This window comes from Specibacter sp. RAF43, from assembly GCF_052114065.1.
In the GTDB taxonomy this organism is placed as follows: Bacteria; Actinomycetota; Actinomycetes; order Actinomycetales; family Micrococcaceae; genus Specibacter.
The window spans coordinates 1-21,235 of record NZ_JBFREA010000008.1 but is presented as its reverse complement, the minus strand read 5'-3'; the positions used below and the strand labels follow the sequence as shown (position 1 = coordinate 21,235).

Annotated in this window: 13 protein-coding genes and 1 pseudogene; 11 read left to right on the top strand and 3 right to left on the bottom strand. The window is 68.4% G+C overall.

Annotation, left to right across the window (positions count from 1 at the left end; all coding sequences use genetic code 11):
* Nucleotides 1-13: 13 nt before the first annotated feature.
* Nucleotides 14-655 (bottom strand): annotated as a pseudogene (gene phoU, locus AB4Y80_RS06285) (phosphate signaling complex protein PhoU); the annotation flags it as partial.
* A 176-nt stretch (nucleotides 656-831) separates the two neighbouring features.
* On the opposite strand from phoU, the gene AB4Y80_RS06280 reads away from it, so the two are divergent.
* Together AB4Y80_RS06280 and AB4Y80_RS06275 are read left to right on the top strand one after the other, a co-directional pair.
* Nucleotides 832-2,091 (top strand): sensor histidine kinase, encoded by a 1,260-nt coding sequence (locus AB4Y80_RS06280; protein WP_442212913.1) that lies wholly within the window; start codon nucleotides 832-834, stop codon nucleotides 2,089-2,091.
* Nucleotides 2,088-2,768 (top strand): response regulator, encoded by a 681-nt coding sequence (locus tag AB4Y80_RS06275; RefSeq protein WP_442212780.1) that lies wholly within the window; start codon nucleotides 2,088-2,090, stop codon nucleotides 2,766-2,768. The genes AB4Y80_RS06280 and AB4Y80_RS06275 overlap by 4 nt, the downstream gene beginning before the upstream one ends.
* A 105-nt stretch (nucleotides 2,769-2,873) precedes the next feature.
* Here AB4Y80_RS06275 and AB4Y80_RS06270 read toward each other — a convergent pair whose 3' ends face one another.
* Entirely contained in the window at nucleotides 2,874-3,383 is a 510-nt protein-coding gene (locus AB4Y80_RS06270; RefSeq protein WP_442212778.1) for a hypothetical protein, read from the bottom strand.
* 282 nt (nucleotides 3,384-3,665) lie between these two features.
* Between AB4Y80_RS06270 and AB4Y80_RS06265 the strand changes: the two genes are divergently transcribed.
* The 6 genes from AB4Y80_RS06265 (at nucleotide 3,666) to glgX (ending at nucleotide 10,442) form a co-directional block, all read left to right on the top strand.
* Complete coding sequence (locus AB4Y80_RS06265) at nucleotides 3,666-4,148, top strand: CarD family transcriptional regulator (protein ID WP_110499315.1); 483 nt, start codon at nucleotides 3,666-3,668, stop codon at nucleotides 4,146-4,148.
* A gap of 134 nt (nucleotides 4,149-4,282) precedes the next feature.
* Nucleotides 4,283-5,065: a 2-C-methyl-D-erythritol 4-phosphate cytidylyltransferase gene (ispD, locus tag AB4Y80_RS06260; RefSeq protein WP_442212775.1), complete on the top strand. Its 783-nt coding sequence runs from the start codon at nucleotides 4,283-4,285 to the stop codon at nucleotides 5,063-5,065.
* Nucleotides 5,062-5,613 (top strand): 2-C-methyl-D-erythritol 2,4-cyclodiphosphate synthase, encoded by a 552-nt coding sequence (ispF, locus tag AB4Y80_RS06255; protein WP_442212773.1) that lies wholly within the window; start codon nucleotides 5,062-5,064, stop codon nucleotides 5,611-5,613. The genes ispD and ispF overlap by 4 nt, the downstream gene beginning before the upstream one ends.
* Nucleotides 5,610-7,028, top strand: a complete 1,419-nt coding sequence (cysS, locus tag AB4Y80_RS06250; RefSeq protein ID WP_442212771.1) for a cysteine--tRNA ligase — start codon at nucleotides 5,610-5,612, stop codon at nucleotides 7,026-7,028. The genes ispF and cysS overlap by 4 nt, the downstream gene beginning before the upstream one ends.
* 229 nt (nucleotides 7,029-7,257) lie before the next feature.
* The gene (gene rlmB / locus AB4Y80_RS06245) at nucleotides 7,258-8,253 is read left to right on the top strand and encodes a 23S rRNA (guanosine(2251)-2'-O)-methyltransferase RlmB (protein ID WP_442212769.1); all 996 of its coding nucleotides are present in this window, start codon (nucleotides 7,258-7,260) and stop codon (nucleotides 8,251-8,253) included.
* 2 nt (nucleotides 8,254-8,255) lie between these two features.
* The gene (gene glgX / locus AB4Y80_RS06240; RefSeq protein ID WP_442212767.1) at nucleotides 8,256-10,442 is read left to right on the top strand and encodes a glycogen debranching protein GlgX; all 2,187 of its coding nucleotides are present in this window, start codon (nucleotides 8,256-8,258) and stop codon (nucleotides 10,440-10,442) included.
* Between the two features lie 57 nt (nucleotides 10,443-10,499).
* On the opposite strand, the gene glgP is transcribed toward glgX, so the two are convergent.
* Complete coding sequence (gene glgP, locus AB4Y80_RS06235; protein ID WP_442212765.1) at nucleotides 10,500-13,115, bottom strand: alpha-glucan family phosphorylase; 2,616 nt, start codon at nucleotides 13,113-13,115, stop codon at nucleotides 10,500-10,502.
* A 251-nt stretch (nucleotides 13,116-13,366) separates the two neighbouring features.
* On the opposite strand from glgP, the gene AB4Y80_RS06230 reads away from it, so the two are divergent.
* Genes AB4Y80_RS06230 through glgB form a run of 3 tightly spaced genes read left to right on the top strand, consistent with a single transcriptional unit; the run spans nucleotide 13,367 to nucleotide 20,822 of the window.
* The gene (locus AB4Y80_RS06230) at nucleotides 13,367-15,403 is read left to right on the top strand and encodes an alpha-1,4-glucan--maltose-1-phosphate maltosyltransferase (protein ID WP_442212911.1); all 2,037 of its coding nucleotides are present in this window, start codon (nucleotides 13,367-13,369) and stop codon (nucleotides 15,401-15,403) included.
* A 2-nt stretch (nucleotides 15,404-15,405) separates the two neighbouring features.
* The gene (gene treS / locus AB4Y80_RS06225; RefSeq protein ID WP_442212763.1) at nucleotides 15,406-17,193 is read left to right on the top strand and encodes a maltose alpha-D-glucosyltransferase; all 1,788 of its coding nucleotides are present in this window, start codon (nucleotides 15,406-15,408) and stop codon (nucleotides 17,191-17,193) included.
* The gene (gene glgB, locus AB4Y80_RS06220) at nucleotides 17,193-20,822 is read left to right on the top strand and encodes a 1,4-alpha-glucan branching protein GlgB (RefSeq protein WP_442212761.1); all 3,630 of its coding nucleotides are present in this window, start codon (nucleotides 17,193-17,195) and stop codon (nucleotides 20,820-20,822) included. The genes treS and glgB overlap by 1 nt, the downstream gene beginning before the upstream one ends.
* Nucleotides 20,823-21,235 lie beyond the last annotated feature (413 nt).

Sequence of the window (21,235 nt, the reverse complement as noted above, 5' to 3'; positions counted from 1 at the left end):
YCAGGAAGTCCTCGGGCTGCCATTCGCCGGTGACCAGGTAGGACACCTTGCGGGCCACGGAGACGCCGTGGTCGCCGAAGCGCTCAAAGTAGCGGCTGGCCAGGGTGACATCCACGGTCGTGGACGGGGTTTCCCGCCAGTCGGGGGAGCCCATGGTGTGGAACACCGTCTTGTGCAGCTTGCTGATCTCCGCCTTGGCGGCCATGATGTCGTTGACCAGTTCCAGGTCCCGGCTCTCCAGCAGATCGGTGACCTTCTCCGCGATGAGGATGTCCAGCCGGGCCAGCTCCGCGAACGTCGCCGTCAGTGACGCCGGGATGACGTTGTTCGGGTAGCGCAGGCGGGTCAGCTGGGAGATGTGGCGGGCCAGGTCCCCCATGCGCTCCAGGGAGGCGCTCATGCGCAGCGAGCCCACGATCATGCGCAGGTCGCTGGCCACCGGGCCCTGCAGTGCAAGCACGTCGATGGCCCGTTCGTCCAAATCGTTTTGGAGGAAGTCGATGCGGGCATCGGCGGCAATCACCTCCTGTGCCGATTCCAGGTCCGCCGCGGCAAAGGCCGCGGTGGACTTTTCAATGGCCTCGCGCACCAGGGTGGAAATCTCAAGCAGGCCCTCCCCGATCTGGTGGAGTTCGGCCTGGAAAACTTTGCGCACAGTGTGTCCTTTCATGGGCAGCCCCTGTCGGCAGAGGGCTCGATTCTTGCCCCAGCATCCCATGCCGGGATGAACATGACGGCACGGGAAGATGAACGTTGGTTGAACGGCGGCCCAAGTGGGGAACATTGAGGTGAGCGCGGCCGATCTGCGCATAGGCTTGGGCTGTGAACCCTTTGCTGATGGGAGTTGTCGCCGGCCTGATGGGCCTGGCGTTGGGTGTCTTTGGCATGCTCGCCTTCAGCGCCAGCGAACGGGCCCGGCGGCGAACCATCGACGTCCGCGAACCGGCGCTGCCGGATGGCTCCGCCGAGGTCCTGTCGGTGGTGGGCAAGGCGTTCATCGTCATGGACATTGTCGACGGCGTGGTCCGCGCCAGCCCCGGCGCCTACGCCTATGGGCTGGTTCGGGGGCACACGGTGGTCCACCAGGAGCTGGTGGATTTGGCCCAGCGGGTCCGCCGGGACGGGGTCATCGAGGAACGGGACCTGGTGCTGCCCCGCGGCGCCCTGCCCGGAGCGGCGACGCCGGGGGAGCCCGGCGCCGGCGCCGGAACCGTGGCCACGGGCGGCGCCGGGGGCGTGGGCCCGGGCACCATGGTGGTCCAGGTCCGGGTGGCCCCGCTGGGCGAGGAATACATCCTCCTGCTCGCCGATGACCGCACCGAAATTGCCCGCACGGAGGCCGTCCGCAACGACTTCGTGGCCAACGTCTCGCACGAGTTGAAGACCCCCGTGGGCGCCATTTCCCTGCTTGCCGAGGCGCTGGAGGCGTCCCCGGACGACGAGGTGGCCGTCCGCCGCTTTGCCTCCCGGATGATCACCGAATCCGCCCGGCTGGCCGCCCTGGTCCAGGACATCATTGAGCTCTCCCGGCTGCAAAGCAAGGATCTGGGCCAGGCCGGCACGGAGGTGGACATGAACGCCGTCATCACCGAGGCCGTGGACCGGTCCCGGCTGCCCGCGCTGAGCAAGAACATCAACCTGGCGGTGGGCCCGGCCATCCCGGCGCCTGTGTACGGGGACCGCTCGCAACTGGTGACCGCGCTGCGCAACCTGATCGATAACGCGGTGCGCTATTCCCCGGAAAACACCCAGGTGGGGGTGGGGCTGCAGGTGAGCGACGGCGTCGTCTCGGTCAGCGTCTCCGACCAGGGCGACGGCATGAGCCCGGAGGACCAGGAACGGGTGTTCGAGCGCTTCTACCGGGTGGATTCGGCCCGCTCGCGCCACACCGGCGGGACCGGGCTGGGCCTGAGCATCGTCAAGCACATTGTGGGCAACCACGGGGGCGAAGTGACGTTGTGGTCCGCGCCCCGGACCGGCTCCACGTTCACCGTGCGGCTGCCGAAGCTAACCGAAGTGACCAACGACGGCGGCCCGGATCTGCCCGCCGCCGTCGAACCAAGGCCGAACCCAAGGAGTTACCGCGCGTGAGTCGCATCTTGATAGTTGAAGACGAAGAATCCATCAGCGACCCCCTGTCCTTTCTCCTGGGCCGGGAAGGGTACGAGGTGGAGGTGGCGGACAACGGCCTGGACGCCCTGGTGGCCTTTGAGCGCAGCGGCGCCGACCTGGTGCTCCTGGACCTGCAGCTGCCGGGCATGAGCGGCACCGAGGTGTGCAAGCACCTGCGCCTGCGCTCCAACGTCCCCGTCATCATGCTCACGGCCAAGGACTCGGAGATCGACAAGGTGGTGGGCCTGGAGTTGGGTGCCGACGACTACGTGACCAAGCCGTATTCCTCGCGTGAGCTCATTGCCCGCATCCGTGCGGTGCTGCGCCGGCAGGGCGAGCCGGAGGAGCTGCTCAGCGGCACGGTGCACGCCGGTCCGGTGCGGATGGACGTGGAGCGGCACGTGGTGACGGTGCACGGAGAGGGCGTCGCCTTCCCGTTGAAGGAATTTGAACTCCTGGAAATGCTGCTGCGCAACGCCGGGCGGGTGCTGACCCGAGGCCAGCTGATCGACCGGGTCTGGGGTGCCGACTATGTGGGCGACACCAAGACCCTCGACGTCCACGTCAAGCGCATCCGCAGCAAGATTGAGCCGGACCCGGCCGCGCCGCGGCACCTGGTGACGGTCCGCGGCCTGGGCTACAAGTTCGAGCCCTGAGCCCGGCCGCCGCGGGCGGACCAAGGGGAAGGGCCGGCCAGCTCCACGGGAGCTTGCCGGCCCTTCCCATCAGCCTTGCGGCCCATTTGCCTTGCGGCCCATGAACTACGGGGTGGGCGTTGCCGTCGGCACGAGGGACTTGTATTCGGCTAGCGTGCCGTCCAGGACGGGCACCCGCAGCTCGGCGGACTCCGAGTCGCCGGATTGGCGCAACGTGATGGTTTCGACGGCGCCGGCCGGGGCCTTCACCGTGTCCAGGATCGCCGCTTCCCCGGCGGCGTTGAGGACCACGTGGGAGCGGGACTTGATGGCCACGTCGGTCTGCGACCCCTGGGCGCCGCTGATGGTCAGCGTGATGTCCGTCTTGGAGGTGTTGTACAGGGTCCCGGCGACGCGACCGGGCGCGTCGGCGCCCTCGGAGACGATGAGCATGTTGCGCAGCTCCAGTGGGCCCATGTCCAGGCGCACACCGTCGGAGGCGGAATAGACCATGGTGGTGCTTTGCTGGTTGATGGCACTGCAGCCGGTGAACGCCAGGGCGCCCACGCCGATGGCGGCGATCAGGCTCAGGCGCTGTGCACGATGGGTTGCGCGGATGCCGGCAGCGATTCTCACGTCAGTAACTCCTCATGGGAAAGGTCAGAAATATCTACAGACCACCATATCCGCAAATTTGCCCAAAACGTGCTTCCACCTGCGGCGCCCGGGAGTGGGCGCCGTCACATGCCCGGGAGGCCACTGCACCAAATGGGCCAATAGTCAAGGGCGCGGCAAAATCTCCACTCGCTGGAACAATTGCGCGCTCAGCGTAGCCCGAGGCGGCGCTGACCTGCGGAAACTCAAGGGAGAGGCCGGTTAAACGTGGTAAACTAGGCCTATTGGAAAGGGAGAATCCACATGCTTTTTGAGGTCGGCGAGACAGTAGTTTACCCACACCATGGTGCGGCAAAGATCGAAGAGATCAAGATGCGCACCGTCCGGGGTGAAGAAAAGATGTATCTCAAGCTCAAGGTTGCCCAGGGGGATCTGACGATTGAAGTTCCCGCGGAAAACGTGGACCTGGTCGGGGTTCGCGACGTTGTCGGGAAGGAAGGACTGGAGCACGTGTTCGAAGTGCTCCGGGCCGAGTTCACGGAGGAGCCCACCAACTGGTCCCGCCGATACAAGGCAAATCTGGAAAAATTGGCGTCCGGCGACGTCATCAAGGTAGCCGAGGTCGTTCGCGACCTGTGGCGCCGCGATCACGACCGCGGCTTGTCGGCCGGCGAAAAGCGAATGCTCGCCAAGGCCCGCCAGATCCTCATTTCCGAGCTGGCACTGGCGGAAAAGACGGACGAGGACAAGGCAGCCGAGGTCCTGGACGAGGTTCTGGCCTCCTAACGGACGTCCCGCGCCCCTCACGACGTGAGAAATGCTTGACCGGAACCCCGGCACCCCACGGTGCCGGGGTTCCGTCGCGTCCGCTCCTCGAGCGTCCGCCCCGCTTCAGGAGCGTCCCGGGCTACGCTAGGGGCATGATTGAGGCGAAAAATGGCACATGTGCCGTCGTGATCGTCGCGGCCGGCTCCGGGGAGCGCCTGGGCCACGGCATGCCGAAGGCAAAGGTGCCGCTGGGCGGGGAGCCGATGCTGGCCCACGCCGTCCGCGGCGTGGTCCAGGCCGGCGTCGCCGGCCACATTGTGATCGCCGTCCCGGCCGGGGACGACGAGCTGCGCGAGCTGTGCCAGATCCTGGCCGCCGAGGTGGGGGAGGACACCGGCCTCGCCTGGTCCGTCGTGGACGGCGGCGCGGACCGGTCGGCGTCCGTGCGGGCGGCCCTGGAAATGCTCGGCGACGCCGTCACCACGGTCCTGATCCACGACGCCGCCCGGCCGCTGGCGCCGTCGGGCGTGTTTGACCGGGTCACGGCGGCCCTGCGGGACGGCGCCAAGGCCGTGATCCCGGCCCTGGCCGTCGTGGACACCATCAAGACCGTGGTCCCGGCCGGGCTACCCAACACGGGGGCCGGCGTCGAACGGGTCTCCGGCACGCCGGCCCGCAACCGGCTGCGCGCCGTGCAAACCCCGCAGGGCTTCGAGCTGGCCACGCTGCGGAAGGCCCATGCCCATGCCGCAACGCTGGACGCCGCGGCTGCCGCCGAGATCACCGACGACGCCATGCTGGTGGAGGCCATCGGTGAGGACGTGTACGTCGTCCAGGGGTCCACGCACAGCCTGAAGATCACCACTCCCACCGACCTGCTGCTGGCCGAGGCCATGCTGGCGGGCCCGCTGCGCCCGCGCTGGGTCGAGGGATGAGCGGGGCGCAGGAGCCCGCCCTGCCCCGGACCGGGATCGGCGTCGACATCCACGCCTTCGCCCCCGACGGCGCCCCGGGCGAGCCGCCCGCGCCGTTGTGGCTGGCCGGGCTGTTCTGGGAGGGAGAGCGCGGGCTCACCGGCCATTCCGACGGCGACGCCGTGGCGCATGCGGCCGCCGACGCCCTATTTTCCGCCGCGGGCGTGGGCGATCTCGGCACGCACTTTGGCACCGACCGGCCAGAATACAAAGGCGCCAGCGGGGTGACGCTGCTGGCCGCGGCCGCCCGGATCGTGCGCGACGCCGGGTTTGAGATTGGCAACATCGCGGTCCAGTTCGTGGGCAACCGGCCCACATTCGCCCCCCGCCGCCGGGAGGCGGAGGCGGCCCTGACCCGGGCGGCCGGGGCCTCCGTATCCGTCAGCGCCACCACCTCCGACCACCTCGGCTTCCCCGGGCGCGGGGACGGCATTGCCGCCGTGGCCACCGCCCTGGTGGTGCAAACCGTCCGCCGGCCCACCGCCCGAGAGGATAATCTAGAGCCGTGACCCTGCGATTTTATGATTCCGCCACCGCCGCCGTCCGCGACTTTGTCCCGCTCCGGGACGGGACGGCGTCGTTGTACTACTGCGGCGCCACCGTGCAGGGCGAACCGCACATCGGCCATGTCCGCTCCGCCCTCGCGTTCGACCAGCTGACCCGGTGGCTGACGGCCCGCGGGCTGGCGGTCACCGTGGTGCGCAATGTGACGGACATCGACGACAAGATCCTGCTCAAGGCCGCCGAAAACAACGAGCCGTGGTGGGCTTTGGCGTACCGCTTTGAGCAGGCCTTCGAGGACGCCTACGACGCCCTGGGCATCCTCAAGCCCACCTATGAGCCCCGCGCCACCGGCCACATCCCGGAGATGCACGCGCTCATCGCCGAGCTCATCGAGCGCGGCCACGCCTACCCGGCCCTGGATGACTCCAGCGACGTCTACTTCGACGTGCGCTCCTGGGCCAAGTACGGTTCCCTGACCCGGCAAAACATCGACGACATGCAGGCCGCCCCGGACGCCGATCCGCGCGGCAAGAAGGACCCCCGCGACTTTGCCCTGTGGAAGGGGCACAAGGACGGCGAACCGGAGACGGCCAGCTGGGCCTCCCCCTGGGGCGCCGGCCGCCCCGGCTGGCACCTGGAGTGCTCGGCCATGGTCACCAAGTACCTTGGCACCGACTTTGACATCCACGGCGGCGGCCTGGACCTGCGCTTTCCGCACCATGAGAACGAGATGGCGCAGTCGCAGGCCGCCGGCCACGGCTTCGCGAACTTTTGGATGCACAACGGCATGGTCACCTACGAGGGTGAAAAAATGTCCAAGTCCATCGGCAACACCATCAACCCCGCCCACATGCTGGAACTGGCCCGCCCGCTCGTGGTCCGCTACTACCTGGGCCAGGCCCACTACCGCTCCGTCCTGGACTACCGGCCCACCTCCCTGACGGAGGCCGCGGCCGCCGTCGAACGCATTGAAACGTTCCTGCATGCCGCCATTGCCCAGGTGGTCCCCGACGGCGGCCCGGAGCTGGCCGCCACGATCCCGGACGCCTTTGGCGCGGCCATGGACGACGACCTGAACATCCCCGCCGCTCTCGCCGTGCTGCACGAAACCGTCCGGGCCGGCAACACCGCCCTGGCGCACCGGGACGACGCCGGGACCCTCCACGCGCTGGCGGCCGCGGTCGGCATGACCTCGGCCCTGGGCATCAACCCGCTCGAGGAGCGGTGGGCCCGCGCCGGCGGCTCGGCCGCCGAGACCGCCGCCCTGGACGTGCTCGTCTCGGCCCGGCTGGCGGACCGGGCCCGGGCCCGGACGGAAAAGAACTGGGCGGAGTCGGACCGGATCCGGGACACCCTGGCGGCCGCGGGCATCGAGATTGCGGACTCGGCCACCGGATCCACCTGGACCCTGCGCCGGTAGCCCCACCCGGCCCCCACCCTGGCCCGCTCCGTCGCCCGCCTCCGAGGCCCGTGGGCGGGCCCGGCGAGCGGGCCGTACCATGGTTTGCGCCCGGAGGCCGTAAACTATTCCTTACGGGTCAGCACGATCCCGTCCTGCCGTGAGCCTCAAGCGCGCTCACGGAAATATTTGTTTAACGTCTTCGGGCCCGCTGAAGTCACGGCGCCGCACCAATCGTAAGGGTTTTACCATGGCCAAAAATTCACGCTCCGGCGCAGTGCGCAAGCTCAAGAAGGGCCCCAGTGTCGGCACGGGAGGTCATGGCCGCAAGGCACTCGAAGGCAAGGGCCCCACGCCCAAGGCCACCGAGCGCACCTATCACAAGGCGCACAAGAACCAGCAGCTCGCCGAGCGTTCGGCCGCAAAGCGCGTCGACGCCGGCCGCCCCGCCCGCCCCCGCACCGGCCCCAAGGGTCGCGCCACCGAGGAACTGGTCACCGGGCGCAACTCGGTCGTGGAGGCGCTGCGTGCCGGCATCCCGGCCAAGGCGCTGTACGTGGCCGTCCGCGTGGACATGGACGAGCGCGTCCGGGAGTCCCTGAAGCTCGCCACCGAACGCGGCATCCCCCTGATGGAGGCGCACAAGCCGGAGCTGGACCGCCTCACCGAGGACGCCGTTCACCAGGGCCTGGTGCTGCAGATTCCCCCGTACGAGTACGGGGACGCGGTCGACAAGGCCCAGGAGGTCATGGCCGCCTGGAAGAAGGGCCACATTGCCAACGCCCCGCTGATCGTGGCCCTGGACGGCATCACCGACACCCGCAACCTGGGCGCCATCATCCGCAGCGTGTCCGCGTTCTCCGGCCACGCCGTCGTCATCCCGGAACGCCGCAGCGCCGGCGTCACCGCGGCGGCCTGGAAGACCAGCGCCGGCGCCGCCGTGCGCGTGCCGGTCGTCAAGGCCCCCAATCTCAACCGCGCCATTGGCGCCTTCCAGGACATGGGCTACTTTGTGCTGGGGCTCGACGGCGACGGCGACGTCTCGCTGCCCAACCTCAGCCTCGCCACGGACCCCGTGTGCCTGGTGGTCGGCTCCGAGGGCAAGGGCCTCTCCCGCCTGGTCCGGGAGAACTGCGACCAGATTGTCTCCATTCCGATCAACTCGGCCATGGAATCCCTCAACGCCTCAATGGCGGTGGGCATCAGCCTCTACGAAATCTCGAAACAGCGGGCCCCCCAGGCCTAGCCATGTCCGTCACCGTCGTTGAGGCCATCGGCACCCTGGGGGCGGCCCTGTCGCGCCGTTTTCCGCTGGGGGTCAGCGGCATGTCCGGGGACCACGGATCGACGGCGGCCAACGTCGCCGTGTATTCGCCCTCCTTCCACCATGTGGTGCTGTGCTACCAGCCCCCGGGCGGGAACTGGAAGGCCGTGCGCCTGCCCGACGTCACCGACGGCGTGCACCACGGGATGATCGCGGACATGCCCGTGGGCAGCCGCTACGGCTTCTACACGGGCGCGGGCACGGGCGCGGGCACGGAATCCGGGGACCCCATGCGGGTCGACCTGGACTCCGTGCAACTGCTCCTGGACCCCTACGGCCGCTACATTGACGAGCAGCCGGCCGCCGACGGCGCGCCGCGGTACGTGTCCGTCCGGATGCAATCCACCTTTGACTGGGGCGAGGACCGCAGGCCCGCCACCCAGTGGCGCAACAGCGTGCTGTACGAGGCCCACGTGCGCGGGCAGACCAAGCTGCACCCCGGCATCCCCGAGGACATCCGCGGAAGCTACGCCGGCATGGCGCATCCGGTGATGATCGGGCACCTGCGGGACCTCGGCGTGACCGCCGTCGAGCTTTTGCCCATCCACTTCCACATCGATGAGCCCCACCTACAGGGCACGGGCATGAGCAACTACTGGGGCTACAACACGCTGGGCTTCTTTGCCCCGCACGTGGACTACGCCAGTGCCAGGGCCCGGGCCGCCGGCCCCGAGGCCGTCCGGGACGAGCTCAAGGGCATGATCAAGGCGCTGCACGCGGCCGGGATCGAGGTGATCCTGGACGTCGTGTACAACCACACCGCGGAGGCGGGCGCGGACGGGCCGACCCTCAGCTGGCGCGGGCTCGCCGAGGAACACTACTACCGGATGCGCGACGGCCAGTACGTTGACACCACCGGGTGCGGGAACACGCTGAACTTCGGCAACCCGCACGTGATCAAGATGGCCATGGACTCGCTGCGGTACTGGGTGGAGGAATTCCACGTGGACGGGTTCCGCTTCGACTTGGCGGTCTCGCTGGCCCGCAATGGCGTCCACGAATTCACCAACCAGCACCCGTTCCTGCTGGCCGCCGCCACGGACGGCGTCCTCTCCGGCAGCAAGCTGATCGCCGAGCCGTGGGACGTCGGCTTCGGCGGCTGGCAGACCGGCAACTTCCCCGGCGGCTGGGCGGACTGGAACGATTCCTTCCGGGACAATGTGCGCGACATTTGGCTGGGGGACCGTGCGGCCCTGCTGGCCGGCCACCACGGGCAGGGCCTGGCCCGGTTCGGCGACGCCCTGGGCGGCTCCGCGGACCTGTTTGCCGGCTCCGGGCGCGGCGCCATGGCCTCCGTGAACCTGATCACCGCCCACGACGGCTTCACCCTGGCCGACCTGACCGCCTACAACGAAAAACACAATGCGGACAACCAGGAAGGCAACCGGGACGGGCACGGGGACAACCGCAGCTGGAACCACGGCGTCGAGGGGATCACCAACAGCGCCGCAACGCTGGCGGCCCGAGCCCGCACGGCCCGCAACCTCGTGGCCACGCTGCTGCTCTCGATCGGGGTCCCCATGATCACGGCCGGGGATGAACTGGCTCGCAGCCAGGGCGGCAACAACAACGTCTACTGCCAGGACAACGAGATCGCCTGGCTGGACTGGTCGCTGGACGACGAGGCCCGGACCATGCTGGCGGCCACCCGGCGGCTGGTGCAGATCCGCAGGAAGTTCCTGGCCGTGCAGCCCAGCAGCTACCCGTTCCGCAACGGAGAATCGTTCATCCACTGGTACGGGGCCGACGGCCTGCCCATGACCTCGGAGCGCTGGACCAACCCGCACGAACGCGTCCTGACCATGCTGGTCGGCTCGCCCGACGGCGAGGTCGACGGCCTGGTCGTCTTCAACACCGGCGTCACAGACGTGGACGTCACGCTGCCGGCGAACCCACGCTGTGCCGCCGCGACCGCCGCCGATTCCTCCGCCGAGCCATCGGCGATGCCGCCCTATGTGCTGTGCATGACCACCGCCGGTCCGGAACGGGACGACGACGGCGAACCCACCTTTGTCCTGCCGCGCACCCCGGAGCCGATCCCGGCCGGCGGGCTCGTGGCCGTGGCGGCCAACACGGTCCAGCTGTACCGCCACAAGTTCCCCTCCGGCTAGGCGCGACACGGGCCGGCCGGGCCGGCCGGGCCCGTCGGACCGACCGGGCCCGTCGGGTCAGGAGGTGGCGATCAGGCCCAGTTCGGCAGGGGTGGCCAGGGCCGGGTGCCGGGGCAGGACCCGGACGCCGTAACCAAAACTGCCGGAGCGGTCAATCACCATGTCCGCGGCAAACTGGTACCGGCCCGAGCCCAGCTCGGAGACGGAATCCAGGTCCAGGATGCGGGTGTCGCTAAGCTCATCGGACTCCTCGGCGCGCCCGTACACCACATTCACCGTGACGTCCTCGGGCCGCAGCCCGGCCAGCTGGACCAGCGCCCGGACCTGGAGGGCTTCGCCGATTTGCGGCTCGTCGGCCAGTCCGTGGGACTCCACATGCTCCACCCGGACCCCGCCCCAGGCGGCGCGCACGCGCCGGATCCAGGCGGCCAACTCCCGGGTGCCCGCGTAGTCCTCGGCCCGGACCGCCCGGCCCGCCTCGGCGGCCGGCCGGTACAGGCGCCGCACGTACTCCTGCACCATCCGGTCGGCGGACACGGCCGGGCCCAGCTGGGAGATCGTGTGCTTGATCATCGAAATCCAATGCGACGGCGGCCCGTCGCCGGAGACCTGGGACGGCCCGGCCGCACCGGCGGCGTCGGCCACCGAGCCGCCGTAGAAGCGCGGGGCCACCTGGGTTTCCAACAGCTCGTACAGCGCGGCGGACTCGATGTCGTCGCGCTCCTCGTCGCTGGTGCCCTGGTTGGCCGTGGGGATCGCCCAGCCGTTTTCGCCGTCGTAGAGCTCATCCCACCAGCCGTCCATGACGGAGAGGTTGAGCGAACCGTTGATGGCCGCCTTCATGCCGGAGGTGCCGCAGGCCTCCAGCGGGCGCAGCGGGTTGTTCAGCCACACGTCACAGCCGGGGAACAGGGTGCGGGCCATGGCGATGTCGTAGTTGGGCAGGAACACGATCCGGTGCCTGACCTTGGGGTCGTCGGTGAACTGGACCAGGTCCTGGATCATCTTCTTGCCGGCGTCGTCGGCCGGGTGCGACTTGCCGGCGATCACCAGCTGGATCGGATGCTCCGGGTGCAGCAGCAGCGCCTTGAGGCGGGCGGGGTCGCGCAGCATCAGGGTCAACCGCTTGTAGGTCGGCACGCGGCGGGCAAAGCCGATGGTCAACACGTCCGGGTCCAGGGCCGAGTCGGTCCAGCCCAGCTGGGCGTCGGCCGCGCCGCGCTCCTTCCAGGACGCCCGCAGGCGGTGCCGGGCGTCGGTGACCAGCGCCGCGCGCAGCCGCTGGCGCAACGCCCAGAGCTCGGCGTCGCCGATGTCATAGATCTTGGCCCAGTCCGGCCCGTCCAGGACGTCCGCGCCAAAGTGTTCCGTGGCCAGTTCGGCCAGTTGCGGGTCCACCCAGGTCGGCACGTGGACGCCGTTGGTCACCGAGGTGATGGGGACGTCGTCGTGGTCAAAGCCGTGCCACAGGCCGGAGAACATTTCGCGCGAGACCACCCCGTGCAGCTTGGCCACGCCGTTGGCGCGCTGGGCCAGGCGCAGCCCCATGACGGCCATGTTGAAGACCGCCGGATCGCCGCCCTCATAGTTCTCCGCGCCCAGGGCCAGGATCTCCTCGACCGGGACGCCGGGGGCCAGGCCGCCGGCAAAGAAGTGCCGGATCATGCTGCGGGGGAACCGGTCGATGCCGGCCGGGACGGGGGTGTGCGTGGTGAACACGGTGGAGGCCCGGCCCGCCGCCAGCGCCTCGCTGAAGGACAGCGGGTGCGCCGTGATGGCCGGGTCCATGAGCTCGCGGATGCGTTCGATGCCCAGGAAGCCGGCGTGGCCCTCATTGGTGTGGAACACCTCCGGCGCCGGCGTGCCGGTCAGCCGGGCGTGGATGCGCAGCGCCCGCACCCCGCCCATGCCCAGCAGGAGCTCCTGGGCCAGCCGGTGGTCCCCGCCCCCGCCGTAGAGGCGGTCGGTCACGCCGCGGGCGGCGTCGTCGTTCTCGGCCACATTGGAATCCAGCAGCAGCAGCGGCACCCGTCCGACGTCGGCCCGCCAGATCTGCGCGCGCAGCTGGCGGCCCTCCGGCAGCGGCAGCGAGATCTGGATGCGGGAGCCGTCCTCCTCGCGCAGCAGCGTCAGCGGCAGCGCGTCCGGGTCCAGCAGCGGGTACGTCTCCTGCTGCCAGGCATCCCGGGACAGGGACTGCTTGAAGTACCCGGCCTGGTAGAGCAGGCCGACGCCGATCAACGGCACGCCGAGGTCGGAGGCCGATTTCAGGTGGTCGCCGGCCAGGATGCCCAGGCCGCCGGAGTACTGGGGCAGGACCTCCGTGATGCCGAACTCGGGGGAGAAGTAGGCGATGGTTTGCGGGGCGCCGTCGCCCAGGCCCTGGTACCAGCGCGGCTCCTGCAGGTACCGGGTGAGGCTGCGGTCCGCCTCCTCGACCCGCGCCACCACGGCGGGATCGGCGGCCAGCTCGGCCAACTGCTCCCGGGAGATGGAGGCCAGCATGGCCAGGGGATCGGATTGGGCGGCCTCCCACAATTGGGGGTCCAGGGATTCAAACAGCTTGCGCGTGGGCAGGTGCCAGGACCAGCGCAGGTTCATGGCCAGGCGCGGCAACGCGGAGATTTGTTCCGGAACGACGGTGCGGACGGTGAATCTGCGAATGGCCTTCATGCCGGTCACAATAGCCCACAAACGTTAAGCCTGGCCCGCTGCGGACACATAAGGGGGTGGTTGCGTCACGAAGCGGGCGCGCCCCCGCAGGGAAGACCCGGGGAAAATCAAATTGCCCACAAAAACGGCGAAGGGCTTAGCAATCCGGGACGGGAGTCGCTAACGTCTAGTTTGTGACTACCTCGAGGCGAGCAGCACCAGGACCAACCGCAGCACCTCTGCGGGGCGGAACGGACGGCGCCGGGGAGCGGGTGGGGCCGGGGCAGGAATCGGATCCGGCCCGCGGACTGCGATTTGGCCGGATTCCCATCACGGAGCTGCAGCCGGTCATCGAGGACGGCCGGTTTCCCGCCAAGGCCGTCCGCGGCGGCGACATCCAGGTCAGTGCCGTGGTTTTCCGGGAGGGACACGATGCCATCGGGGCCACGGCGGTCCTGCTGGATCCCACCGGCGCCGAAACCCAGCGCACGCCCCTGGCGCCCCTGGGCAAGGGGACCGACCGGTGGTCCGGGGTGCTCACGCCCGCCTTCGAGGGGGCGTGGTCGTTTGCCGTCGAAGGCTGGACGGACCTGTACGCCACCTGGAAACACAACTCCCAGGTCAAGATCAACGCCGGCGTCGACGTCGACGTCATGCTCGCCGAGGGTTCCCGGCTGCTGGCCGCGGCCGCCAAGAGCGCGCCGGCGCCGCAGGACGCCAAGACCTTCAAGCACGCGGCCAAGACCCTGGCGGACGCCTCACTCAATACCAACGACCGCCTGGCCGCCGGCACCGGCCCGCAGGTGCGTGCCGCCGTCGCCCGCCATCCGCTGCGCGCGCACGTGACACGCAGCCGCAGCTACCCCCTGCAGGTGGAGCGCGATGCCGCCGGCCGCGGCGCCTGGTATGAATTCTTCCCCCGCTCCGAGGGGGCGGTGCGCAACCCGGACACCGGTGCCTGGCGCAGCGGGACCTTCGCGACGGCGGCCCGCCGCCTGCCGGCCGTGGCGGCCATGGGCTTTGACGTGGTGTACCTGCCGCCCATCCACCCGATCGGCGCCGTCAACCGCAAGGGGCCCAACAATTCGCTGACGGCCGGGCCCGACGATCCCGGGTCGCCCTGGGCCATCGGCTCCGCCGACGGCGGGCATGACGCCATCCACCCGGACCTGGGCGGCTTCGCCGACTTTGACGCCTTCGTGGCCGCGGCCAACGACCTGGGGCTGGAGGTGGCCCTGGACCTGGCGTTGCAGTGCGCGCCGGACCATCCCTGGGCCACGGAGCACCCCGAATGGTTCACGACCCGCGTGGACGGGACCATTGCCTATGCGGAAAACCCGCCCAAGAAGTACCAGGACATCTACCCGCTGAACTTCGACAACGACCCGGCGGGGCTCTCCGAGGAGATCCTGCGGATCGTGCGGTTGTGGATTGGGCACGGCGTGCGCATCTTCCGGGTCGACAACCCGCACACCAAGCCCGTCTGGTTCTGGGAGTGGCTGATCGGCACCGTCAACGCCGAACGCCCGGACGTCGTGTTCCTGGCCGAGGCGTTCACCCGCCCGGCCATGATGGCCGCGCTGGGCCGGACCGGGTTCCAGCAGTCCTACAGCTACTTCACGTGGCGGAACACCAAGGAGGAGCTTGAGGAATACCTGCACCACGTCAGCCGGGTCTCCGCAGGCTACTTCCGCCCCAACTTCTTCGTCAACACCCCGGACATCCTCACCGAGTACCTGCAGTACGGCGGCCCGGCCGCGTTCAAGATTCGCGCCATCCTGGCCGCCACCGGCAGCCCCCTGTGGGGCATGTATGCGGGGTACGAGCTGTACGAGCACGTGGCCCGGCCCGGCTCCGAGGAAAACATCGACAACGAAAAATACCAGTACAAGGCCCGGGACTTTGCCGCCGCCGAGGCCGCCGGAAAGTCGCTGGCCCCCTTCGTGACCAAGCTGAACAGCATCCGCCGCGCCCACCCGGCCCTGCTGGATCTGGAAAACCTGACCCTGCACCAGAGCACGGATCCGGCCACGCTGGTGTTCAGCAAGCACAAGAGCGTCGCCGGGGCGGACGGCGGCCCGGCCGTGAAGGACACCATCATCGTGGTGATCAACATCGACCCGCACAGCATGCGCGAAGGCCAGGTCACCCTGGACCTGGACGCCCTGGACCTGGACGGGCTCTCCCCGGACGGGACCTTCCTGGTGGACGAACTCATTACCGGCGCCACCTGGAACTGGGGCAAGCAAAACTATTTTCGCCTCGACGCCCACCTGGAACCGGCCCACATCCTGCACGTGCGGAGGTAGGCATGGCCTTCTCGCCCATCAGCAGCGCCCCGCAGTTCAACCTGAACGCGCCCGGGCTCAAGCACGACCCGCACTGGTACCGCAAGGCCGTCTTCTACGAGGTGCTGGTGCAGAGCTTCGCCGACGCCAACGGCGACGGCTCCGGCGATTTTTCGGGCCTGATGGCCCGCCTGGACTACCTCCAATGGCTGGGGGTCGACTGCCTGTGGCTGCCCCCGTTCTACGATTCGCCGCTGCTCGACGGCGGCTACGACGTGCGGGACTTTTACTCCGTCCTGGATGAGTACGGCACCGTCACCGACTTCAAGAACCTGGTGGCGCAGGCGCATGAGCGCGGCGTGCGCGTCATCGTGGACCTGCCCATCAACCACACCTCCGACCAGCACGCCTGGTTCAAGGCCTCCCGGGAAGACCCCGACGGCCCGTTCGGCGACTTTTACCTGTGGAGCGACACCGACCAGCTGAACCTGGACGCGCGCATCATCTTCATCGACAGCGAGGAGTCCAACTGGAAGTTCGACCCCATCCGCCGGCAGTTCTTCTGGCACCGGTTCTTTGGCCACCAGCCGGACTTAAACTTTGAGAACCCGGCCGTGCGCGAGGCCATCTTTGACGTGGTCAGGTTTTGGCTCAGCCAGGGCATTGACGGCTTCCGGGCCGACGCGATCCCCTACCTGTACGCCCAGGACGGGACCAATTGCGAGAACCTGCCGGCCACCCACGAATTTTTGGCGGACCTGCGGGCCATGATGGATCGGGAATTCCCCGGCCGGATCATCATCGCCGAGGCCAACCAAATGCCCGCGGACGTGGTGGACTACTTTGGCACCCCGGAGGCCCCGGAATGCCACATGGCCTTCCACTTCCCCATCATGCCGCGCCTGTACTACGCCCTGCGGGACCAAAAGGCCGCCCCGATCATTGCCACGATGGCCGCCACCCCGGGCATCCCGCACGGGGCCCAGTGGGGGACATTCCTGCGCAACCACGACGAACTGACACTGGAAATGGTCACGCCGGAGGAACGCGAGGCCATGTTGGGCTGGTACGCGCCGGACTCGCGGATGCGCGCCAACATTGGCATCCGACGCCGGCTGGCACCCCTGCTGGATAACTCCCGTGCCGAGATTGAGCTGATCAACGCCTTGTTGCTGGCCCTGCCGGGCAGCCCGTTCCTGTACTACGGCGACGAAATCGGCATGGGGGACAACATCTGGCTCTCGGACCGGGACGCCTCCCGTACGCCCATGCAATGGAACCCGGACCGCAACGCCGGGTTTTCCGCCGCCGACCCCGGCAAGCTGTTCCTGCCCGTGATCCAGTCCCTCGTCTACCACTACAACCACGTCAACGTCGAGGCCCAGTCCGCCCACGCCAGTTCGCTCCTGCACTGGAACCGGCAAATCCTGGCCGTCCGGAAGGCCCACTCGGCGTTTGGGCTGGGCCGGTACGAGCCCGTCCCCTCCTCCCACGAGTCCGTCCTGGCGTTTTTGCGCGTGCTCCCCGTGGGCAACGAGGAGGAGGAAAAACCCGAATCGGTGCTGTGCGTCTTCAACTTGTCCCAGCACCCGTCGGCGGCCACCTTGCACCTGCCCGGACTGGCGGGCCGCGGCCTGCGCGACCTCTTCGGCGACGACATCTTCCCCGGGATCAGCGATGACGGCAAAATCACGCTGACCATGGGCTCCTACGACTTCTTTTGGCTGCGGGTGCGCTCCCACGCCTCCAACGTCCTCTCCACCGACACCCAGGCCCTTCCGGTCCTGGACGGATCGGCCCAGGACTACTGATGGCCGGCTCGCTCCTGGACCTGCTCACGGGCTGGCTGCCCGGCCAGCGCTGGTACCCGCTTAAGGGCACGGCGGGGAGTGCCGCCCGGATGCGGATATCCGGCGGCGTCGAGCTGCCAAGCCGCCGCCCGGGGGTGCGGTACCGCGTGCTGTTCATCGCCGTCGAGCCCGCCGGTGACGGGTCCGACGCCGGCCGGCGCGTCACGCTGCAGGTCCCCGTCGCCCTCCACGCGCGGCAGCCGGCGGATGTCCCGGCGTCGTCGCTGATAGGACGGTGCGCCGTGGACGGGCCCGCCCCCGGCGACGGCCCGGACACCGGCGAAGCATGGGTGTACGACGCCCCCGCCGATCCCGCCTTCCTGGACGCCTGGCTGGAGGTGCTCGCCGGCACCACGGCGGTCCCGTCCGTGACCTCCTGGCACAACGCGTCCCTGGCGGATGCGGCCAGCGCCGCCCCGCTGCCCGCCGTCCGGGTGATCGGCGCCGAACAGTCCAACACCTCGGTGGTCTTTGACCTGGCCGGGCGGACCATGATCGCAAAAATCTTCCGCGTGCTCCAGCACGGGCCCCACCCCGAAGTCGAACTGGGCCGGGCGCTCGCCGCCGCCGGCAACAACTTTGTGCCGGAACTGCAGGCGGCCGCCACCTTCGGCGGGGAGACCGGGTCCGCAACAACGTTGCTCGTGGTGCACCTCTTCATCGCCCACGGCCGGGACGGCTGGGACCTTGCCCTCGCCGCGGCACGGGCCGGGGACTCCTTCACCGCCCAGGCGCATGCGATGGGCACCGCGCTGGGCCGGGTGCACGGCAGCCTGCGCAAGTCCCTTGGCTCCGCCAGCCTGCCGGAGCCCGGCGTGCGGGCGTTCGTGGACGACATCATCGGGCGCCTGACGTGGGCCTGGAGCCTGGCCCGCACCGCGGTCGGACGCTACGACACGGCCTTCAACGACGTCGTGGCACAGCTGCGCCATCTGAGGGAATTGCCGGCCGTGCAGCGCATTCACGGCGACCTGCATCTGGGCCAGTTCATGCATGTTCAGGACGCGGGCAGCAGCCGGTGGTACATCCTGGACTTCGAGGGCGAACCACTGCGCCCCCTGGGGGACCGGAGCCGGGTGGATGTCCCGCTGCGCGACGTGGTGGGCATGCTGCGCTCCTTCGACTACGCGGCCGCCCATGCCGTTGGCGGAGGGGAAGTGGACGCCGCCACGGCGCGGGCGTGGGAAAAAGCCTGCGCATCGGCGTTCCGGGACGGCTACCAGGCCGGCTGGCCGGACAGCATTGCAACCGGCTCCACGCTTTTCATGGCATTGTGGCTGGACAAGGCGCTCTATGAGGTGGTTTATGAATTGCAGAACCGGCCCCAATGGGTTTGGGTGCCGGTCACCGCGGTGCGGGATTTGTTTGAATCAAGGGAAAGCAGTGTGGAAATGGGACTGAAAAAGATTGCCCCCCTGCCCGTTGAGGCGGGCGTATTGGCAAGCGTCTCCGACGGCACCTACTATGCGCCGCACTCGGTGCTCGGCGCGCACCTGACCGACGACGGTTTCGTCACCATTCGCACCCTTGCGCACCTGGCCGAATCCGTGAGCCTGGTCACGGCCCGGGGCCACGTCCCCATGACGCATGAACACGGCGGCATCTGGACCGCCGTCGTCCCCGTCGAAGAAGCCGGCCACGTGCCCGACTACCGGCTGGAGGTCCGCTATGCCGACGGCCTCCACCGGGCCGACGACCCCTACCGGTACCTGCCCACACTGGGCGAATTGGACCTGCACCTGATGGCGGAGGGCCGGCACGAGACCCTCTGGACGGTCCTGGGGGCGCATGTGCGCCGCTACCATTCCAACCTTGGCGACGTGGCCGGCGTCGGCTTCGCGGTCTGGGCGCCGGGCGTTCGCGCCGTGCGCGTCATCGGCGACTTCAACGCCTGGGACGGGCGCCAGCATGCCATGCGCAGCCTGGGCACCAGCGGCGTGTGGGAGATCTTCATCCCGGACGTGGCCGCCGGCGCCCGGTACAAGTACGAGATCCTCTCCGAACACGGCGACTGGCTGGAAAAGGCCGACCCCATGGCCTACGGGACGGAAGTGCCGCCGCTGACGGCGTCGCGCGTGGTCGAATCCAGCTACACGTTCCAGGACGGCGACTGGATGGCCGCCCGCCGGCTGCGCGACCCCCACAACTCGCCCATGAGCGTCTACGAGGTGCACCTGGGATCCTGGCGGCTGGGACTGAACTACGTGGAGATGGCCCGCGAACTGGTGGAGTACGTGCAGTGGCTGGGGTTCACCCATGTGGAGTTCATGCCCGTCTCCGAGCATCCCTTTGGCGGCTCATGGGGCTACCAGGTGACGTCGTACTACGCCCCCACCGCACGATTTGGGCACCCGGACGAGTTCCGGTTCCTCATTGACGCCCTGCACCAGGGCGGCATCGGCGTCATCATGGACTGGGTTCCGGCGCATTTCCCCAAGGACGACTGGGCGCTGGCGAAGTTCAATGGCGGGGCACAATACGAGCACGCGGATCCGCGCCTGGGCGAACACCCCGACTGGGGCACGCTGATCTTTGACTTCGGCCGCAACGAGGTCCGCAATTTCCTGGTGGCCAATGCGCTGTACTGGCTGGAGGAATTCCACATTGACGGACTGCGCGTGGACGCCGTGGCCTCCATGCTCTACCTGGACTATTCCCGGGAGGACGGGCAGTGGAGCCCCAACCGGTTTGGCGGCCGCGAAAACCTCGAGGCCATCAGCTTCCTGCAGGAAATGAACGCCACCGCCTACCGGCGCAACCCGGGAATCGTCACCATCGCCGAGGAATCCACGGCCTTCCCCGGCGTGACGGCCCCCACGGACGCCGACGGCCTGGGCTTCGGGCTCAAGTGGAACATGGGCTGGATGCATGACTCCCTGACCTATATGGCCGAGGACCCGATCAATCGCGGCTGGCACCACAACCAGATCACCTTCTCGATGGTGTATGCCTTCACGGAAAACTTCCTGCTGCCCATCAGCCACGACGAGGTGGTCCACGGCAAGGGATCCCTGCTGCGCAAGATGCCGGGGGACAGGTGGCAGCAGTTGGCCAACCTCCGGGCCTACCTGGCCTTCCAGTGGGCGCACCCCGGCAAGCAGCTGATCTTCATGGGCACCGAGTTTGGCCAGGAGGCCGAATGGAGTGAACAGCACGGCCTGGACTGGTGGCTGGCGGACAATCCGCCGCATCGCGGTGTCCAGCTGCTCGTGAAGGAACTGAACCGCTGCTACACCCAAACCCCGGCGCTCTACGACCGGGACAACGAACCGGCCGGCTTCAGCTGGCTCAACGGCGGCGACACAGAACACAATGTCATCTCCTTCGTCCGCTGGGACCGCTACGGAAATCCGCTGGTGTGCATCATCAACTTCGCCGGCGTGGCCTACGAGGGCTACCGGGTCGGGGTGCCGGCCGGCGGATCCTGGCGGGAAACGCTGAACACGGATCGGTCCGAGTACGGCGGATCCAACGTCTGCAACGACGGCGTCCTCCTCGCCGAGGCGGAAGCCTGGGACGGCCAGAAATCGTCGCTGCGCCTGCGCATCCCCCCGCTCGGGGCGCTCTACCTGGCGCCGCAGGCATCCTGACGCGCCGGGCCTGCCACGGCACCTGCGACGGGTGGCGATCATGCCCGGAAAGTGGTAGTGTTAGTACCCCGCTGAACGAACGGTTCAGAGCCGGACAAGACCAAAACCAAGATCCAAAAAATCGACCTAGAAAATAGGCGAATTGGTGTGCGTTCAAATGAAAGTTTGAAAGCCGAACGGAATCACGGATTTGACTTGCCGAAAGTTGAGCGGGTATATTTGAGAAGTTGCTCCGGCGCTGATCGCCACGGAATTGTGTGTTGTGTTTCGGGTGTGTTGGTCGGGTGTGGTTGTTGTTTGAGAACTCAATAGTGTGCCAAGTTTTATTGATACCAATTGTTTGTTGATTGGTTATTGGATCGTCTGCTGCCGCCCCTGTGGTGGTGGATGGTTTTTTAGCTGGTTTCGAATTT